This is a genomic window from Ruegeria sp. CDSC052 (assembly GCF_059610685.1).
Genome location: NZ_JBXWOB010000008.1, coordinates 1 through 18861, shown reverse-complemented (window position 1 = coordinate 18861; position 18861 = coordinate 1). Strand labels below are relative to the sequence as shown.

Below are 18861 nucleotides of genomic sequence, written 5' to 3'. Positions count from 1 at the left end.
AGTTGCGCAGCATGGGCTGTTTCCCAACTGCAGAAGCTGGACTTGGGTGCCTTGAAGAAGGTGTAAGCAGCGGACCTTGAATATCGAGGGAGGAAGGAACCCGGTAGTGCTTCGGTCGTTCTCTCCCAACCCAGGTTCGGAATTCGTGACCAGCCCCAAAGGCTTTGCAAGGATAGCGTCTGTATCGGACGCTTTTCGCTCGGTACTGGACCAGATATCTGTCACGCTAGACATGGTCTTACTTTGTGAAAATGTGTCGGCTCGGGCGCGGCCAATTTCACTCAAACCCTATTCGGTGACTGGTTTCTCTGGCTCAAGGACGACCTCCGGGTGAGAGACGACTAAAAGTTTACCCACGTCACCCTTCCGGCAACAGAACGGGGCCACGTTCGGCAAAAGACATTTTGACTTCCGAGCCGATTTCCAGTGGCTCGTCCACGTCGTCCTGCACAGCAAATACCTGCCCGAAGGCACCGGCCAGAGTGTACTCCATCCGCACGCCAACATAGGTCGCCTTGGCAACTTTGGCCGGGATGCCGGTATCAGATCCAATCAATATCCGTGACGGGCGCACGGCCAGCGTTGCGGGACCAGGCGTTAGGCCACGAGAGGGGAGCGTGTGTTGATAGCCCTCGATTTCGATCGTGGCTAAATCGCCGTTGACGGAAAGAATAGTGCAACTGATCAGGTTAGCCTCACCAATGAAATCGGCCACGAACCGGTCAACCGGCGCATCATATAGTTTACGCGGCGTGCCGATCTGTGCGATGGCAGCGTTGCGCATGACGACAATCTCATCTGAAACGGCAAGGGCTTCTTCCTGATCGTGAGTCACATAGACGACGGTCAAACCGAGATCTTGCTGAATGGCGCGGATATCTTCGCGCACTTGGCGGCGCAGTTTTGCATCGAGGTTTGAGAGAGGTTCGTCAAAGAGCAAAACCTGTGGCTCCAAAACCAATGCACGAGCGACAGCAACACGCTGTTGCTGCCCGCCGGAAAGTTCGCTTGGCAAACGGTTGTCGAAGCCCTTCAGGCCAACCAAGTCTAACCCATGCAGCGCGCGCGATCGGGACTCGCGCTTGTCGAAGCCGGAAAAGGTCAACCCATACATGACGTTTTCCAGTACGCTCATATGAGGAAAAAGCGCGTAGGATTGGAAGACCATCGACACGTCACGGTCGGTAGCGGGTAATTTGGTCACGTCTCGGTCGCCGATCAGAATTCGACCCGAGGTCGCCATTTCCAGTCCTGCGATCATGCGCAACGTCGTCGTTTTACCGCAGCCCGAGGGGCCTAAAAGCGTCACCAGTTTGCCCGCTTGGACGTGCAGATCGATGCTGTCGACGGCCACCACATCCCTGCCGAACACTTTCGAAACACCGTCGAAACGAACAGGCGCGGCTTTACTTGCTATAGTCGTTTCGGTCATGTCGTTTTCTCTGTCCCGAGTTGTGTACGTCGCCCGATCTGAACACGGCCCACGAGGATTTGTAACATCCCGACTGCCGCCAACATCACGAAGATCAGCGTTGTGGAATATGCGATTGCAAGACCGTAATCGTTGTTTTCGACCCGACCGATAATGTAGCTGGTAGCCATGTCATACTCTGCTGAAACAAGGAATATCACCGCCGAAATCGCCGTCATGGCCCGGACAAAACTGTAAACCAGCGCAGCTAGGATAGCGGGCCGTAAAAGAGGAAGAATTACCCGCCTGAAAGTCTGCCAGGAATTTGCACCGAGCGTCAGCGAAGACTCGTCAAGCGACTTGTCTAATTGTGACATAGACGCAATACCCGCGCGAACCCCAACCGGCATATTGCGGAAGATAAAGCTGACGACAAGGATAACGCCTGTGCCGGTGATCTCGATCGGGGGCACGTTGAATGCCAGGATATAGCTGACGCCAATAACCGTGCCGGGAATGGCGAAAGAGAGCATCGTACCAAACTCAAACGCATTCTTTCCCGCAAAACTTTGCCGTGTCAGCAGATAGGCAGTGACCAACCCCACGGCGGCCGTCAACGGTGCGGCAATGGCAGCAATGGTGATTGTGGTCCAGAAACTGTCCCAGGCGGCTCCGGTCCAGCGAATACCTTCTTCTTCGAAGCGAACCGAAAAGGCTGTGACGTAGTGCTTGAACGTCAGCGAGTTATCAACGCCCCACAGTTCGACGATACTTCCATAGATGATCATCCCGTAAACCACGGCAGTGAAAACCGCCCAGGCAATTGCAATGCCCAGAACCGGTATGGCAAGGCCGCGCGGCATCAAGGGGTGCACACCCGCGTCGCCCTTGCCGGAAACGGTGGTATAACTCTTTTTCCCCAGCCACGCGCGCTGCGCATAGAAGGCGGAAAGTGTGAAGAACAAGAGCACCATGGCCAGAACAGCAGCCCGGCCCTGATCGTATTGCGCACCGACGATGGCAAAAAATATCTCAGTCGAAAGCACATCGAAGTTTCCGCCCAAGACAAGTGGGTTGCCAAAATCGGCCATGGATTCGATGAACCCAAGCAGGAAGGCATTGGCCAGGCCGGGACGCATCAGAGGCAGGGACACGGTTTTGAATGTTTGCCAACGATTGGCTCGAAGGGTTTGGGCAGCCTCTTCCATCGAAGGTGACACCCCTTCGACCACCCCGATCAAAACCAGAAAGGCGATCGGCGTAAATGCCAGAGTCTGAGCGATCAGCACCCCGGGCATACCATAAAGCCAGCGCGTAGGCTGCACACCAAAGATCTCAGCAACAAATTTGGTGACCGAACCGGAAAGCCCAAACAGCAGGATCAGTGCAAGACCAATCACGAAGGGCGGTGTGATAATCGGCAAAACTGTCAGCGCGCGCATCCCGCGTTTAAAACGAAAACCTGACCGTGTGACGACAAGTGCAAAACATAGTCCAAGTGCCGTCGTGATGAAGCCCACAAGAACTGCAAGAAACAGAGAGTTCCACGCGGCGCCGCATTTGGCACCGGCAAAACAGCCCAAGCCCCAAAGTCGGTCATCAAAGAACTTCGAGGCAAAAACCGAAACTGAATAGACACCATCTTCGGTAACGAAGGCGGCAAACAACATCTTCGCAATTGGAAAGAAAACGAAAATTGTAACAATGGTGATTACGCCACCAATAGCGCTAACGACGAAAACGTCGCCGTTGATAGCGCCGCGCGCTGCAATACCCTGAGTTAAAAGGAACAGAAACGCTGTGGCGCAGATCATCGCGCCGTATCCCATGCCGAACTGGCGGATCTTCGGTTCTCCGAACAGCACCTTCATCCATTCGAAATTGAACCCGCGAATGCCAATTGAGAACCCTTGCGCAATCAGCCAGCCAAAACCCAAGGCACCAGCCAAAATCAGGATACGTGCATATTGTGGATCGGACTTTGGTTTGCCGAGTATCAACAAAGGCAAGGTAAGCGGGACCAAAAGCGGTGTAAGCCACAGCTTTTCGCCCTGTCCGATCAGGAAAGCAGCGGGCGCATAATCTTCATCGAACGGATATCCATCGACCAGCCATACGAATGACCAAATGCCATCCTCCACCATGAACCATGGCAGCAGACAGAAACCAACCCACCCGGCAACAATCCAGAAGATCAGAACCGGGTGGTTCGTTTTTGGTGTGGTGTCAGTCACTTACTGTGGCAGTACTGAGACCTCTTCGTCCCATTTCTGCAAGAGACGCTTGCGTTCGTCAGACGAGCCGTACTTTTTGAAGTCATAGTCAATAAGCTTGATCTGGCTCATGTCAGGTGCGCTTTCAGAGGTCTCCGCATTTTTGTTGGACGGAACCTGGAAGGCGTTAACCTCAAGCGCAAGGTTCTGGGCCTCGGGGCTGAGCGCCCAGTCATAGAACTTTTTGGCTTCTTCTTCATTTCGAGCGCCGTCAATGATCGACATCGAACCGATCTCATAGCCTGTGCCCTCGCATGGGGCCACGACCTTGACCGGAAAACCTGATACGGCCTGCTTGACCGCATCATGCATAAAGACGATGCCGATGGTGTTCTCACCCCGGCCGGCGGCCTTGATTGGGGCCGAACCCGACTTGGTGTATTGGTTGATGTTCGAGTGCAGGCCCTTCATGAACTCAAAGCCGTCGTCTTCGCCAAATATCTGAACCATCGAGGCAAGCGTCGTATAAGCGGTGCCCGAGGAATTCGGGTTCGCCATTTGCACGTGCCCTTTATATTCGGGCTTCAGCAAGTCTTTCCAACATGCGGGCTCGGGCAAGCTGTTCGCGGCCAAGAGGTCGGAGTTATAGCCGTAGCCGAGTGCGCCTGAATAAATTCCGATGGTCTTGTTTCCTGCACTTTCAGCCTGTGAGATCGCCCAGTCGTGAAGCTGGTCACGCATCGGCGACACGTACTCCATCGTCAAACCTTCTTCGGCGGCTTGCAAATGGGGATCACCGGTACCGCCCCACCATACATCGCCTTTAGGGTTAGAACTTTCCGCGCGAATTTGTGCAAACGTCTCGCCCGAGGACTTGCGGGTCATATTGACGTCTATGCCGGTGGCATCCTCGAAACTGCGCGCCATGAGTTGACACCAATCTTCCTGTGCCGAGCAGTAAAACGTCAGCTTTTCAGCTTGGGCCGCAGTTAGCGAAGCCGCAAATGCTATCAGCGATCCCGCCAGCGTCGTCGTCAGATTTTTCAATTTCTTTCCTCCCCTATGTGTCGTGCCGAAATTCCCAGCGCGATACTCGTCAATTCGTCGTTAGTGGCGGTCGCTCTAAGTCGCTAGTTGATCTAATTGCGTTGGCCAGATCAACATCCGACCAGCCTCCCAATGACAGAAGCAATCTCAACACTGTACTGTTGGTTCCGCAAGAAAATTCAACGAGCATTGGTTTTTTGCACCGGTGGGTTTTGAACCGCCAAGCCTGTTTACAGCACCAAGTTTGAGTATCGGGAGCGTATTTTGATGCCGCATTGTTTAGGTAGCCCTTTGCTGGGGCGGCCGCTTCCTCCAGCGTAGAGCAAGCATCGTATTTCGAACTTAAGGTCTGCTTTTCGCCTGCAAACTAGGTCTCTGTGCGAGTGCTGCGAACTTCTGCTTTCCTGAAGGTATTTCGATGCGGGCCGAGGTACAGCTTTGCCTTCGCCGCTACTGATGAAAAATGCTCGGAGCGCAGCTCAGGCTGAACAGCAAATACGCATAGCGTCGAGAATCGCGGCGTGCATATTGCGGCCTGCGATCGCGTCACCAATTCGGGCCAGATAGAACTGGCCATCCGGCTCGTCTTCCCTGAACGGGAATGAACCATTGATCAGCGCCTTGTGATCGACCTGCCCAAGGTTTCGCGAACCTGGCTTTAGATCGTGATAGAGCGCGTCCGTCGGGATTAGACCCTGCTCGACAACCACGTGGTCGACAAGACGCTTGGTGATATCACCGGTCAAGACATTGCGCAGGCTGGCGCACACCCGGTTTCCCTCTTGGCTTAGAGCACAGAGTTCGTGGAGGCAGGTAAAGGTCACCCCGTTTGCTGCCAGATCGCGCAAAGCAACGGCAGAGGTCGTTGGGCCAAGGTCATGCAGAATTGCCCGGTCGGGGGTCACAAGTTCGACGCTGTGGCCAGCGCCTGCCAACATGTCGGTCGTGACTGCCGCGGGATGGTCTCCAATCTCGTCGAACAATAGAACTTCGCCCGAAACACGCGCTTCTCCGGACAGAACCTCCCAACTGGAGAGCGCCAGATCGCCGCCTGGAATGGATACTGGCTCGGGCCATCCTCCGGTAGCAACTATGACTAAATCCGGGGCTTCTCTAAACACGTCACCGGCCTCGACAAAGGTATTCATGCGGAGATCAACACCAAGGGTGTTAACCTCGGAAATCAACCAATCGGCGACACCCCATATCTGCCTGCGTGTCCCGCCCTTGGCTGCCAAAACAAGCTGCCCCCCCAGCCGATCTGACGCCTCGAACAAAACCACATCGTGACCGCGCAAGGCACTGACCCGCGCTGCCTCCAGCCCGCCAGGTCCGCCGCCGACGACAACCACCTTCCTTCGGGTGCGGCTGGCAGGAATGACATGGGGTAAAGTTTGCTCCCGCCCGGTGGCGGCATTGTGTCCGCACACGGCGGGCTTGCCCTGATTGACCCGGTCCACGCAATACCCGAGGCCGACACAGGTACGGATACGATCCTCTTCCCCGCGTGCCAGTTTTGCCACCAAATAAGGATCAGCCATTTGGGCGCGCGTCATGCCGACCAGATCGACATGGCCGCCTGTAACCGCGTGGCGAGCCGTTGCAATGTCTGCGATGCCGCCTGCATGCAGGATCGGTAGGTTGACGGCTTCGCGGATGCGTCCAGCCACAGTAATATGCGGAGCGGCTGGCAGCCCCATAGGACGCACCCATTCAGCAAGGCCAAGATCATCGTAGGGTGCCCCGACCAGGATGTTGAGCAGGTCGACATGGCCACTATCTTCCAGCATCCGGGCGGCGGCAATGCAGTCCTCGGCGCTCAGCCCGCCCTCAATCAACTCATCGCCGGTGATGCGCATGGACAGTATGAACTTCGGACCGACCTCGGCGCGCACCGCATCCAATACCTGCAGGGTCAGGCGCATGCGGTTCTTCAACGTGCCACCAAAGGCATCGTCGCGTTGGTTGGTGAGCGGAGACAGAAACTGGCCCAGCAAATGCGAGTGGGACAGAAGCTCGATCCCATCGAACCCGCCCTGCTGACAACGTCGCGCCGCAGAGGCATAATCGCCGATCACTCGTTCAATGTCCTCTTGTTCCATTGCTTTGGGAAAGGCGCGGTGCGCGCGTTCGCGAACGCCGGACGGGGCAATAACCGGCAACCAATGCCCATCATCCCAAGCAGTACGGCGTCCCATATGAGTGATTTGACACATGATAGCGGCCCCATGCAGATGCACGCCATCCGTGAGCTTCCGAAACCAGGGAACGATACTGTCGTCGCCGGCATAAAGCTGGCCGAATACCGAGGGGCTGTCGGCAGCGATATTCGTCGATCCTCCGATCATTGTCAGGGCGACGCCACCCTTGGCCTTTTCTTCGTGATACAGCCTGTAACGGTCTCGCGGATGACCATCTTCGACGTAATTGGGCGCGTGAGAGGTGCTGACGATACGGTTGCGCAGCGTCAGGTGCTTGAGCTGAAACGGATCAAGTAGTTTCGCCATGATCAACTCCCTTCGGTAATGACACCGGTCTAAAAACAGCTCCGGGTCGGGCCCGTTTGACAGCTTCTGTGACTGACAACGTTCGCTGTCAAAGCTATGCTACTTGGGAAATACGGGGAGAGAGTTCACTGTTTCCGACACTGATCCACAAAATGACGACCAGACCAAGAAAGGTGGAACGTCACTGACCTTTGACTCAATTGACAGCCAAAACCTCAATGAGTCGGAGGATCACGTCATTCAATTCTGACCTAAACGTCGGGCATTTCTGACCCAGAAAGTATACGGTTAGTGTCTCAAACGAGCCCTAACCATGGGGTCCAATCCTATTGAGATATGGCGTTAAGGATGAAAAGGGTAATACTCAAGGAGTTTCATGAACGCGTTGCTTAGCCGCCGAACCCCGCCGCCTCGGGAAGCCACGTGGACAAAGGTGGGAATGCAAAGACGAGGATCAGGCCCAGCAGCATTAGCGCTGCATATGGCAAGGCGCCGCGAATGACCTCGTACAAAGGGGCTTTGGCAATGCCCTTGATGACGAAGAGATTCATCCCCACGGGAGGTGTGATCAGCGCAAGTTCGAGGTTGATCATTAGCAGGATGCCGTACCAAATTGGATCGATCCCCAATGCCAGCATGACAGGAAAAACGATTGGCGTCGTGATCAGGATGATCGAGATGGTCTCCAAAAACATGCCCAGCACCAGAATGAGCAGCATAACAGCTACGACAAACATGGCGGGGCTGAGGCCCATTGCCGTCACTTGTTCGACGATCTTTATGGGCAGGCGAATAATGGTTACGGCGTGACCAAACAGCGCCGCAGCAGCCAGGATCATGAACAGCATCGCCGTTGTGCGCACTGTTTCAAACGCAGTCACCCAAGGGTCGTTCAGACCGAAATTGCGGTAAACAACTACACTGATGAACAGCGCGTAAAGGCAGCCAATAGAAGCTGCTTCAGTAGCCGTAAATACTCCGAGGTAGATTCCGCCCAAAACCACCGGTGGCATCAATAAGGCCCAGATCGACTGTCTCATACGTGACCAAATAACGCCCATACCTGCAAATGGTTGAGAGACAGCCGTGCCCCCAAACCCAGCGCTGACCATCGCCCAAACCGCGAACATGACAGCCATCATGATACTCGGCACCAACCCGGCTAGGAAAAGAGCTCCGATCGAGGCCTCGGTTACAATGGCATAGAGAATAAGAGGCCCAGAGGGAGGAATCAGAATCCCGAGCGTACCGCCCGCTGCAATCACACCGTAGGAATTGCTGGGGCTGTAGTTGAAGCGCTTCATCTGCGAGATAGCCGTCGAGCCAATAGTAAGTGCTGTGGCTACAGACGAACCGGAAATGGCTGCGAATATGGTGCAGGAGAGGATCGTGGCGACCCCAAGTCCACCACGCAAATGGCCGACCATTGCATTTGCTGCATCGTAAAGGTCCTTAACCACGCCGGCACGGATCATCACGTGAGCCAAGAAAGCAAACATCGGTATAGCCGTAAGAAGTCCGTTGTTCAGTTTGGCAAACACCGTATCAGCCGCGCTATTCACGTTGCCCTCCGTCAGCATCATTTTGATTAGCGATGTAAGCCCGAGCCCGGCAAAGATTGGCATGCCCGTGAGCAAGAGGACAATCAGACCGGCCAAAATAAGAAACGTCCTCATGGTCGGCGCAGCGTCAGAAGCGTAAAGATGCGAGCCAGAGCCGCAAGGATTAGTATCATCATGCCGATGAGTAGGAAGCCTTGCGGAATCCACATTTGAACGCTCAGATACCCGTCTGAATAGATCCCGAAATCGTATGAGAACTGCACCATAATCACCGCGCTGTAGAGAACAGCCGCAGCGACCAGGATCACACCAATCATCCCCCAAACCTCAACCAGCCATTGAGTGCGAGGTCCGGCGCGTTCAGTCAGCAGGTCGACCCCACAGTGCACTGGGCTACCGCCCGCCAGCTCCCGAAACCACCATCTCAATGTATCACAGGCCAATGATGCACTAACAATCAACTTGGACCAGTCAGATGAGGCTGCTCAGAACGTGGCCTCGCGACCGAACGCTAGGAGGCAGTCTTGCTACAGTTACCGATGTTAGCGACCTGAAATTAGAACGCATTGATCCGACCCTCAAACCGGGTGGATTTAGCACTCTGGTCAGATTGACCGTGAAAGTCGAAGGCGGCCATTGGGGGCACGCGCACATACGCGCCGTTACGTTCAGGGCGCTGGTTGAAGTTATACCAGAAGCCGGGCAATGGGAGTTGGATGGACTAACTGTAATCGAGGCTCGCGATCCAAATGCATAAGTGTTTAAGACCAAAGGTTTTTGCTTTCGGTATTTTTTTGTCAGCTTGATTTTGTCACTGACGCTGTCAGCCTCGGCGCATTTTTTGCTGAATCTCAATGTCCGCGTAACGCATGTCGAGCATTCCGTGGATAATCTGCGCGTCTTTATGCGTACACCCATGCCCTATCTGGTTGCGGACAAGGTCGGCGAGCAGGACGATGACGCTCTGCCAGATGCTGCACCATTCACGACCAATGCCATGAGTAACAGTCAGTTGGTCCATTTTGTCGACTTGCAAGCTGTAATGAGCGATCCCAACGGGCTGGGGCAAATCGCCGAAGGTGGGTTGCACCTGTTGATCGACGACCACCGCTTAAGAGGAACAGTTGAGGCCGTTCGCTTGCATCGCGTTGGAATTGAGCCCGGATTTGCAACTTTAGCCGAGGCTCAACAGGCAGTAGACACCGAAACGGCCTTAACGCCACCGCTTTTTGTTGGTGACACGATTGTCGATCTCGTCCTGCATTATGACACTGACGGCCCGGTCCAATCGTACAGCATTGCCAACGTGCTGGACCCCGGTTTGCCGGATCAGGACCAAACGGCGAACCTCATTCTCGATTACGCGTCTGACACACCGCAGATTTTCCAGTCTCGGGGTCTGATGACCGACCCTGTGGAGGTTCAGCAAGAAGGGTACGGAGGATTCCTGAGTTTTGTCTGGGAAGGCACACGACATATCCTCGAAGGTTAGGATCATGTTCTGTTTGTTGTGTGTTTGGTCATTGGGGCGCAAACACTCAGGGCGCTATTACTGCGTGCAACCGGTTTTACCGTGGGGCATAGCGTAACGCTGTCGCTGGGGTTTTTCGGGTTTGTGCCGTCGGGCGTGTGGTTTGTTCCTGCCGTCGAAACCGGGATCGCGCTTTCTATCATTTTTGCAGCCGCAGCGGCGTTTATGAGCTTCAAGGACCGCGCGCGTTCTGAATTCGCGATGGTACTTTTGACAACGCTGATTGGCCTCTTGCATGGTCTTGGATTCAGCTTTGTGTTGCACAAGATTTTGCAGGTTACATCCCCAAATATCTGGTAGAGCCTGCTTGCTTTCAATTTAGGCGTCGAGCTTGGCCAGGTCGCCATAATTCTTGCGCTCTGGCCTGCCTTGATAATGTGTCGGCGCGTGAGATCCAGTTTGTGGATGTCCCTACGAGTGGGCTTAGCCGGTGGATGTGCGGCTATGGCCTGCTTTTGGACCTTTCAACGAATTGCCGAGGTTTATTCCACGCTGGCTTAAGGTCATTGCGATGGCGCGTACCGTGATGATCGCCTGAGAGAATAGCGGACATTCGACTGTTCTGCAGCATAAGACAGATTGGGCTCAGCGCGGCCCGATGCTCGCGCGGCAATGCCGTTGTGATCGGCTGATCGAAACCGGCCACAGGAGGATCGGGTCAAGTCTTTGATCTTGTGTCTTATTGTTCAATGCGCGGACGTTGGGAAATCAGGAGCCATAGTTCGCGCTTCAGGCGGCGAAACCAGGGAGTGAGCCCTCAGTAACCAATGCTGCGATGAGTACGAACGGCGGCGTTGCAACTCTATCCATCCCGAGTAGTGTAGGCACATGAGAGAATTTCGAAACGCCAAACCTGCCGACGCAACTCGCTGCTTTGAAATAGAGATTGATGCCTACGAAGGCGACGAAGCAGCAACGCTCGAAAAGATTTCTAAAAGGATTGAGGTCTATCCCAATGGCTTCCTAGTTCTTTTGGTGGAAGGCGAGATAGTTGGCTTTGTAAATTGCGGATGTGCTCATGAAGTCGAAATGTCTGATGAAGAGTTCAAAGAGCTTGTTGGCCATGACCCCGACGCCCCAAATGTCGTAATAATGTCTGTTGTTGTTGATCCCGCGCATCAGGGCAAGGGTCTATCACGGGCATTGATGGTCGAATTCGTGGGGCGCATGAAAAGGATGGGTAAATCCACAATCCATCTCATGTGCAAAGAGCATCACGTCCCACTCTACGAGAATTTTGGATACAGCTATTTACAGCCATCGACTTCTGACCATGGAGGAATGACTTGGCATGAGATGTCTATGAAACTTTGAACTGCCCGATTATCTCAGCCGTGCAGAGCGGACATTCAAATTTTCAATGGGAAAGTCCAATTTGTCCGCTCCTCGATTGCCGGACCCAGCTGCAGCGAAAAGGCGGTTTGGAATTGGCTGAATTTTGCGCCGATGAATGACCGCAAACGAAGAATCCTCTGCGATGCAACAAATGGCGTGTCGCGCCTGCGAGGGGTTTCTGCGTCAGCAAAAGCGGCGTGAGCAAAAGTCGGCTCCGTCCCGCAGACCGTGAGTTACCGTTCTACAGGATTTCGCACGCTCGACGAAGGGCAGCTAGACACACACTATTCAGCACTTCGCCGTGGTGACGGCGGAGTGCTCTTTCCACTATCTCTCAAGATTCTGCTTTGGGCTCACAACAGGCTCCGGTGCCGTTGCAGAAAGGTCCCCTGCCCCACCAATAGCTGATCATGCGAACGGCCCAAATCAGCCGACACGCCTTTACATGACTGAACAAATAATGACGCCAGCTATCTATGCTATTGGTCGCCGTTGCTTATTCATGAATGGCACGCATCTTGCATCTTTGTCTAAGCCGCACCGGCAAACCGCGCTCAAAAATCATCCCATGTAATTCAAACCTGTCCAGGAAGCCACAGAACGATAGCAGGGAACGCAACGAGCATTGCGATCGTCGCTGCATCCGCCAGAAAGAAAGGCGTTACACCTTTAAAAACATCCTGAACGCTTAGGTCATCACGCACGCCAGCCACTACAAAGCAATTCAGCCCGATAGGTGGGGTGATCAGGCAAAACTCGGCCATTTTGACTACCAGAATGCCAAACCAGATGGCACACATCGGGCCGGACATTCCAAAGGTACTATCGGCCGCACTTACCGCTTCACCACCGTTCAACGCCATGACGGCTGGGTAAACTACGGGCAACGTCAGCAGCAGCATACCTATCGCATCCATGAACATGCCCAGTACAGCATAAGCCAGCAGGATACAGATCAGAATGAGCATTGGTGACATCTCAAGCGAGGTGATCCAGTCGGAGAACGCGCTGGGTAGTTCGGCAAAACCCAGAAAACGAACATAGACCAGCACGCCCCAGATGATGGTAAAGATCATGACGCTTAGCTTGGCCGTCTCCAGCAACGCGTCTTTAAGTTCGGACCAACGCATGCCCTGATATAGCGCCATCAGAAAGACAACGAAGGCACCGATTGCGCCACCCTCGGTTGGCGTGCCCCAAGCATCGCCTCCGAATGGGTTGTAGACAAAGAAGATGATGGTAACGACGACAAACAAGATAGGCAGTGCGGGCGGAAGAGACATGAAACGCTCTTTCCATGTAAAGCCTGAGACTGCGGGACCAAAGTCTTTGATCACAACAGCCATGCCAATGATCAGCAAGCCATAGATCAAAGCTGAGAACATGCCCGGAATGAAACCGGCTAACAGCAGTTTGCCCACGTCCTGTTCCACGATAATCGCGTATATGACCAAAATGGCCGAAGGAGGGATGAGCGACGCCAATGTGCCGCCTGCAGCGACGACACCTGCAGCAAAGCGCTTGTCGTAGCCGATCTTCAGCATCTCGGGGATGGCGATGCGGGCGAAAACGGCGGATGTGGCAACCGAGGCTCCGGAAACCGCAGCGAACCCGGCGGTGGCAAAGACGGTCGACACCGCCAGCCCGCCAGGAACCCATGCCAGCCATCGCTTGGCGGCCTCGAACAGTGCTTTGGTCAGGCCCGCGTAATAGGCGAGGTAGCCAATCAGGATGAAGGTCGGGATAAGGCTCAGCGCCTGGCTCGAAATCTTGGAATGCGGCACCTGCCCCGCTGTTTTGACGGCCACAGTCACAGCCTTGCCGAACCGCGCCGGGTCGTACCCAAACTTGGCCCAGAAGATCCAGATCAGGCCAACCATTCCGGCCGTTGCGGCAGCAAATGCCACGCGCATACCCAGCACCACAAGAACAAGCATTCCGCCCGAGACGATCAGACCAATTTCAATGGGTTCCATCAGAATTTACCTCAGTTGTCGTGGCCCGAGACATGCTCGGCTTCCATTGCAGCCTGGGTGGCGGCATCGGGAATCAACGGGACGGCGATAGGCGGCTGGTCAGGATGACGAATTGCACGACCGTAGGCACAGAGCTGCAGAAAGAGCCTTATGCAAAGCACGCTGAAGGCGACGGGTGCCAACAGCTTGGCGGGCCACAGCGGGATACTGATGTCAATGGAACTGTCGCGGCTCCACAGTGGGGCACCATAGTCGAAACTGCGCGCGAAGTGCGCCCAGCTCCCCCAGATCAGCAAGACGATCAGCGCCAGAATGACGGCGGTTGTCACGAATTCAACGATATAGAGCGTTCGGCCTTTAAGTGCACCAACGAACATGTCCATTCGGATGTGGCCGCCATCGCGCTGCGCATAAGATATCCCCATGAAGGCAATCAACGGCATGGCCTGTTCAATCCAGTCGACATACCCGGGAAGCGGCACATTGGCGATGTTCCGACCACCGACGGAGACAACGGCCATGACCATCAGAGAGAAAACCGCAAGACCGCTGATCAAAGCCAGAAAGCTCTCCAGTTTGTAGAGATGTTGATCGAGAATGCTGAGACGGCTGTCGTCGGACAGCACCAGGGATGACCCGGCCATCGTTGTGCTCCGCTATCAGGGGAATAGGCACCCGACGCCTGCTTGGCCGACGTCGGGTGGTGAGTGGATTAGCTACCGTTGGCGATCTTGCCGGTCACGAGGTCATAGAGCTCTTGCGCCGGAAGACCGCGTTCGGTGTTTTCCGCAATCCAGGCTTCTGCTGCGGGTGCGGCGGCGGCCTCTTTGAATGCCGCGATTTCTTCATCGCTGAACGTGACCCGTTCGATGCCGCGTTGATCCAGCTCGGGGCCCCAAGCTTCCATCGTTTTGGTCTGGTATTGGGAAACGTAGTGATCCAGCGCTTCGTCTATCGACCCCAGCAGAGCTTTACGATGTTCATCGGACAGATCTTCCAGTGCCAGAGTATTCACGACGACCGGGCAGTTGACGGTTCCGGGGTTCAGGTTCGTCGTCCACCATGTAGCGTTCTCAATAGTGCCAAAGGACATATGGGCGTGTGGTGCAAAGCTGACGGCTTTGACGATGCCGCTGTCCATTGCCTGACGTACTTCGGATGCGGACATCGAAGTCGGAACCGCGCCGACCGTCTCCATCGCTTTACCGATGCCGCCAGTCGCCCGTACGCTCAGACCTTCAAAATCAGTCAAAGATTTTGGCGCGTCACCTACCCCGACAAGGTTGTACTGCGGTAGCGGAGACGGCATCAGTAGAGTCGCGTCCCAGCGGGCCAGATCCTCGACAACGGCTGGATGTTGATAAACAGCCATCGACAGGTCAATTTCCTGTTCCAACGATGTCACGCCCAGAAACGGCAGTTCCAAGACAGTGATCGAGGGGTTCTTGTCGCGGTGATAGCCAGCGCAGAACTGGGCCATTTCAAACGCGCCAATCGAAATCCCATCGAGGTTTTCTTTGTTCTTCGACAGGCCACCATAACTGATGTTCAGGGTAAACTCACCGGTGGTCTTTTCGTTCACCAGTTCAGCCAGCTTTTCGACATGCTCTGTGAAAGCACGACGCTTGCCCCACAGGGATACGTTCCATTCGACAGCCAGTGCTTCGGATGCAACGGTCAGCGACAAGGCGGCAATGGCCGCCCGGTTAAGGTGTTTGCGCATAGTGGCTCCTCCCAGATCATGCAATTCGTTTGGGCGGAGTATTCAGAATGCGCGGCGTCCTGACTATGAAGGAAAATGCGCGCGTTTTCCCAGGCGCCCTGCGGATTTCCGCAGAGCTGTTTTCGCCTACAACAGAGCCTCTTTATCGAGACCAAGTTTGACGATCTTTTCGTTGAGCGTCCGGCGGCCAATCCCAAGCGCTTCGGCAGCGGCATCCATGCGGCCTTTATGCGCCTTGATGGCTTTGCCTATGAGCTCGCGTTCAAATGCGGCAACGGCATCGCGCAGGGTATCCGGCACTTCGTCGAAGTGCTGATCGCTTTGGATAGCCTGCGCCACCGAACCGCCTCCGCGTCGGGCCGCCAAAATGCGCCGTTCGCAGACATGGCGCAATTCACGCACATTGCCGGGCCAGTCATGTGCAAGCAGAGCCGCCAAATCGTCCTGATCAAGTTCTGGCACGTCTATCTCATAAACCTGCGCGTATTCGTTTAAGAAATGCGTTGCCAACAGAACCAGATCATCCCGTCTTTGTCTAAGCGGGGGTAAGGACAGGACGACAGTATTCAATCGAAACAAAAGGTCCTGACGCAGGCGGCCTTCCTCGGCCGCCAGTACAACGTCTTCGTTGGTTGCTGACACGACCCTGAAGCTTACCGGCACCGGCGACACCGCCCCCACCGGCAGCACTTGTTGATCTTCGATGACCCTTAACAGCTTGGCCTGCGCCGCTGGTGGGCACGAGCAGATTTCATCCAGAAACAAGGTCCCACCCGATGCCGCCCCAAGCCTTCCGTCGGATTCACCCGCGACGCCGAACATTTCCGCTTCAAATGTATCGGCCGACAATGCGGCGCAATTCAGCGCCAGAAACGGTGCCTCCGGCGAGCGGCCCAAATCATGTAAAGCATGAGCAACCAGCTCTTTCCCGGTGCCCGTATCTCCCTGCAACAAAACCGCAACCGACGTATCAGCAAGATCAAGTACTTCTTGTCGCAAGTCTGTAATGGCGTCCGTTTGGCCCAGCAGGATGCGGTCAAGGCCTGACAGTTTGAACAGACGGTCTTTGAGGCGGGCATTACTTCTTCGCATTCGGTATTGTTCGGCCGCGTGCCTCAGCACCGTAAGCAATCGCCGTGGTTCATATGGCTTTTCGATGAACCCATATGCCCCGTCCTGTATGGCCTGAACCGCCATCGGGATATCACCATGTGCCGAAATCAATACCACCGGAGGCGCCACATGCCTGTCCAGGCTGGCCAGCAATTCAAGTCCCGACATGCCGGGCATACGCACATCGGATAAAATGACATCGGGCGAGGCGTTGGCCAGATGCTCCGTCACCTGGGTCGCGCGTGGCAAGGCGTTGACAGACCAGTCGGCAGCTTCAAGCAACTCGACAAGAGATTGTCGCATCGATTTGTCATCATCAACGACCAGAACTTTGAAGGGTTGCTGCAGGTTCATTCGTCCGTTTCTTCAGTATTTGAGGCTATCGGGAAGGTGACACGGAAAATTGTTCCGCCGCCATTTCGATTTCGGGCCGTCATTGTGCCATCGTGATCTTTGACAATGCTGGTGGAAATGGCCAGTCCCAAGCCCATGCCTCTCCCGCTCTCTCTTGTGGTTACAAATGGCTCTTGCAACTCTGCCAGCGTTGCCTCGCCCAACCCGTGACCGTTGTCCTGAATTTCCAACACGACCTCATCATCAGAAGCCATGACAGCGATATGGATTTCAGGCGCATCCGCTGCATCCGTAGCATCTATGGCATTGCGCAAAAGATTTGTGATGACCTGTTCGATCCGCAGGGCACTGCCCCGGATAAACGCCGGACCAGTCGACGCATCAATTGAGATTTTCACCTTGCCCTGTTCGATGTTTGGAGCAACCAGAGCCAACGCGGCATTAACCGAAGTGCGTAAGTCTACGTCGTCGAACGCCTCACTCTCCGACCGTGCAAAAAACCGTAATTGGCGTGTGATCCCTTCCATCCTGTCAACCAGGCTGCCGATTTTTTGTGGCAGCTTGGTTTCCCCGGAAGATGAAATCTCTGCAGCCACCAGATGATTGCGCATCGCCGCGATGGGCTGGCCCAGCTCATGCGTGACCGACGCGGATAGTTGCCCAAGAGCGGCCAGTCGGCTTGCGCGCTCCAACTCGCCCTGGGTGCGTCTGAGGCTCCGCTCGGCTGTCTTGCGGTCGTCGATTTCGATGGCAAGCCTTTCATTTGCTTTGCGCAGCATTGCTTCTTCCTCTTCGGACCGCGCCAAAGCAGCGCTGACGCGTCTCGCACGTTGTATCTGGAAGTAGATAAATGTGAGCCCCGCCAAGAGGACAAAAACTGCAGTTACAAGCCAACTGCGTGCTACGGCTTGATCGTCACTTGCAAAATAGTGAAGCGACCAGCCATGAGGCAAATCCGTTGCTGCAAGATGCAAGCGCTTCGTCCCCGCAATTCTGGCCTGATCTCCCGGCAACTCAACCCAATCCAACGCATCTAAGGCTTGCCCCGGAAACTGCCGGGCGTTTCGAATTCGCTCTCGCTGTGGTTCTGACAATGGCGTCAACGCGCGATATTGCCAATCCGAGTTCGAAGAAAGCAGAATGACACCGTCTTCATTGGCCAAAAGAACCTGTTCGCCCGAGTTTTTCCAACTATCCTGAAGATTAGAGAAATCGATCTTAATCGCTATGACACCAGTTGAATCTCCCTGGTCGTCAAGCACTGCGTTGGCGATGAAGTATCCTGGCAGACCAGTCGTCGCCCCGATGGCATAGAAGCGGCCCTGTTTACCAGAAATGGCACTTTGGAAATATGGGCGGAAAGCGTAGTTCTGGCCAACAAAGCTCCCTGTGTCGCGGTAGTTCGATGCGGAAATCGTGATCCCGTCTTCGTCCATCAGGTAGATAGCATCCAGCTCCGCCCGCTCCGCAAAATCCTCAAGGCGTCGGTTTAAAGCTCCGGTGCCGTCTCCTTCGGCTGTTCCAATTACAAAGGAATCCTGTGACAGCACATAGGTGAGGTGGGAAAATCGTTCGAGTTCGCTGTTTACCGAGCTTTGGTAGAGAGAGAGCCGGCCCTGAGCTTTCGAAAGCTCCTCCGAAACGAAGTACTGGTAAGAAACCAAATAAAGGCCAATGCTGGCGGCAATGGCTACCAAAATACCTACAATATACGAAGCTGATCGCATTGAATGCCCATGAACTGCGACAGCATAGGATCACAGTAGGTATTAGCCGTCCATCCCAAGAGTTCTAGGGTCAGGACCCATTGATTTCCGTTTTGCGGCGTGATTCACGGTTCAAAAACGAGCGGTGAACATGTCTGATCTCTTCTGGCTTACGGATGCGCAAATGGCGCGTCTGGAGCCCTTCTTCCCGAAGCCCCACGGCAAGCCGCGCGTCGATGACAGGCGTGTGTTGAGCGGGATTATCTTCATCAATCGCAATGGTTTGCGGTGGCGGGATGCCCCTGCCGCCTATGGACCGCACAAGACGCTGTACAATCGATGGAAACGGTGGAGCGACAAGGGCATCTTCGCGCGAATGATGG

Annotated in this window: 14 protein-coding genes and 1 pseudogene; 4 read left to right on the top strand and 11 right to left on the bottom strand. The window is 54.8% G+C overall.

The window, feature by feature from the left end; translation table 11 throughout:
- Positions 1-358: 358 nt before the first annotated feature.
- From AC2FIM_RS13570 to AC2FIM_RS13545, 6 genes are all read right to left on the bottom strand, one after another.
- On the bottom strand, positions 359-1432 hold the full coding sequence (locus AC2FIM_RS13570; protein WP_271949869.1) for an ABC transporter ATP-binding protein: 1074 nt from the start codon (positions 1430-1432) through the stop codon (positions 359-361).
- Positions 1429-3645 carry an ABC transporter permease gene (locus AC2FIM_RS13565; RefSeq protein WP_496678073.1) on the bottom strand — a complete coding sequence of 739 codons (2217 nt, stop codon included), beginning with the start codon at positions 3643-3645 and terminating at the stop codon, positions 1429-1431. Before AC2FIM_RS13565 ends, AC2FIM_RS13570 begins: the two co-directional genes overlap by 4 nt.
- Positions 3646-4671: an ABC transporter substrate-binding protein gene (locus AC2FIM_RS13560; protein WP_496678075.1), complete on the bottom strand. Its 1026-nt coding sequence runs from the start codon at positions 4669-4671 to the stop codon at positions 3646-3648.
- Between the two features lie 479 nt (positions 4672-5150).
- Positions 5151-7178 carry an oxidoreductase gene (locus AC2FIM_RS13555; RefSeq protein WP_496678077.1) on the bottom strand — a complete coding sequence of 676 codons (2028 nt, stop codon included), beginning with the start codon at positions 7176-7178 and terminating at the stop codon, positions 5151-5153.
- Positions 7179-7567: 389 nt separating this feature from the next.
- On the bottom strand, positions 7568-8854 hold the full coding sequence (locus AC2FIM_RS13550) for a TRAP transporter large permease (RefSeq protein WP_496678080.1): 1287 nt from the start codon (positions 8852-8854) through the stop codon (positions 7568-7570).
- A complete protein-coding gene (locus AC2FIM_RS13545; protein ID WP_496678082.1) occupies positions 8851-9129 on the bottom strand; it encodes a TRAP transporter small permease subunit in 279 nt (92 codons plus the stop codon). The genes AC2FIM_RS13550 and AC2FIM_RS13545 overlap by 4 nt, the downstream gene beginning before the upstream one ends.
- 413 nt (positions 9130-9542) lie before the next feature.
- Between AC2FIM_RS13545 and AC2FIM_RS13540 the strand changes: the two genes are divergently transcribed.
- From AC2FIM_RS13540 to AC2FIM_RS13530, 3 genes and pseudogenes are all read left to right on the top strand, one after another.
- Positions 9543-10232, top strand: coding sequence for a hypothetical protein (locus tag AC2FIM_RS13540; protein WP_271949858.1), 690 nt, complete (start codon positions 9543-9545; stop codon positions 10230-10232).
- 9 nt (positions 10233-10241) lie between these two features.
- Positions 10242-10772: pseudogene (locus tag AC2FIM_RS13535) on the top strand (HupE/UreJ family protein).
- A 327-nt stretch (positions 10773-11099) separates the two neighbouring features.
- Positions 11100-11585 carry a GNAT family N-acetyltransferase gene (locus AC2FIM_RS13530; protein WP_142637623.1) on the top strand — a complete coding sequence of 162 codons (486 nt, stop codon included), beginning with the start codon at positions 11100-11102 and terminating at the stop codon, positions 11583-11585.
- 596 nt (positions 11586-12181) lie between these two features.
- Here the strand turns inward: AC2FIM_RS13530 and AC2FIM_RS13525 are convergent.
- The 5 genes from AC2FIM_RS13525 to AC2FIM_RS13505 form a co-directional block, all read right to left on the bottom strand.
- Positions 12182-13582, bottom strand: coding sequence for a TRAP transporter large permease (locus AC2FIM_RS13525; protein WP_142637621.1), 1401 nt, complete (start codon positions 13580-13582; stop codon positions 12182-12184).
- Between the two features lie 11 nt (positions 13583-13593).
- Positions 13594-14226 carry a TRAP transporter small permease subunit gene (locus AC2FIM_RS13520; RefSeq protein ID WP_496678085.1) on the bottom strand — a complete coding sequence of 211 codons (633 nt, stop codon included), beginning with the start codon at positions 14224-14226 and terminating at the stop codon, positions 13594-13596.
- A gap of 68 nt (positions 14227-14294) precedes the next feature.
- On the bottom strand, positions 14295-15305 hold the full coding sequence (gene dctP, locus AC2FIM_RS13515) for a TRAP transporter substrate-binding protein DctP (RefSeq protein ID WP_496678087.1): 1011 nt from the start codon (positions 15303-15305) through the stop codon (positions 14295-14297).
- A 126-nt stretch (positions 15306-15431) separates the two neighbouring features.
- Positions 15432-16772, bottom strand: a complete 1341-nt coding sequence (locus AC2FIM_RS13510) for a sigma-54-dependent transcriptional regulator (RefSeq protein WP_142637615.1) — start codon at positions 16770-16772, stop codon at positions 15432-15434.
- Entirely contained in the window at positions 16769-18499 is a 1731-nt protein-coding gene (locus AC2FIM_RS13505; RefSeq protein WP_496678090.1) for a sensor histidine kinase, read from the bottom strand. The genes AC2FIM_RS13510 and AC2FIM_RS13505 overlap by 4 nt, the downstream gene beginning before the upstream one ends.
- Before the next feature lie 130 nt (positions 18500-18629).
- On the opposite strand from AC2FIM_RS13505, the gene AC2FIM_RS13500 reads away from it, so the two are divergent.
- The coding region (locus tag AC2FIM_RS13500) for a transposase (protein ID WP_496729103.1) at positions 18630-18861 on the top strand (232 nt) is incomplete at its 3' end.

Bases quoted from the DNA above. Each gene is read 5' to 3' on its own strand.
- AC2FIM_RS13570 (WP_271949869.1), bottom strand. From the start codon at position 1,432: ATGACCGAAACGACTATAGCAAGTAAAGCCGCGCCTGTTCGTTTCGAC.
- AC2FIM_RS13555 (WP_496678077.1), bottom strand. From the start codon at position 7,178: ATGGCGAAACTACTTGATCCGTTTCAGCTCAAGCACCTGACGCTGCGC.
- AC2FIM_RS13550 (WP_496678080.1), bottom strand. From the start codon at position 8,854: ATGAGGACGTTTCTTATTTTGGCCGGTCTGATTGTCCTCTTGCTCACG.
- AC2FIM_RS13530 (WP_142637623.1), top strand. From the start codon at position 11,100: ATGAGAGAATTTCGAAACGCCAAACCTGCCGACGCAACTCGCTGCTTT.
- AC2FIM_RS13525 (WP_142637621.1), bottom strand. From the start codon at position 13,582: ATGGAACCCATTGAAATTGGTCTGATCGTCTCGGGCGGAATGCTTGTT.
- AC2FIM_RS13520 (WP_496678085.1), bottom strand. From the start codon at position 14,226: ATGGCCGGGTCATCCCTGGTGCTGTCCGACGACAGCCGTCTCAGCATT.
- dctP (WP_496678087.1), bottom strand. From the start codon at position 15,305: ATGCGCAAACACCTTAACCGGGCGGCCATTGCCGCCTTGTCGCTGACC.
- AC2FIM_RS13510 (WP_142637615.1), bottom strand. From the start codon at position 16,772: ATGAACCTGCAGCAACCCTTCAAAGTTCTGGTCGTTGATGATGACAAA.
- AC2FIM_RS13505 (WP_496678090.1), bottom strand. From the start codon at position 18,499: ATGCGATCAGCTTCGTATATTGTAGGTATTTTGGTAGCCATTGCCGCC.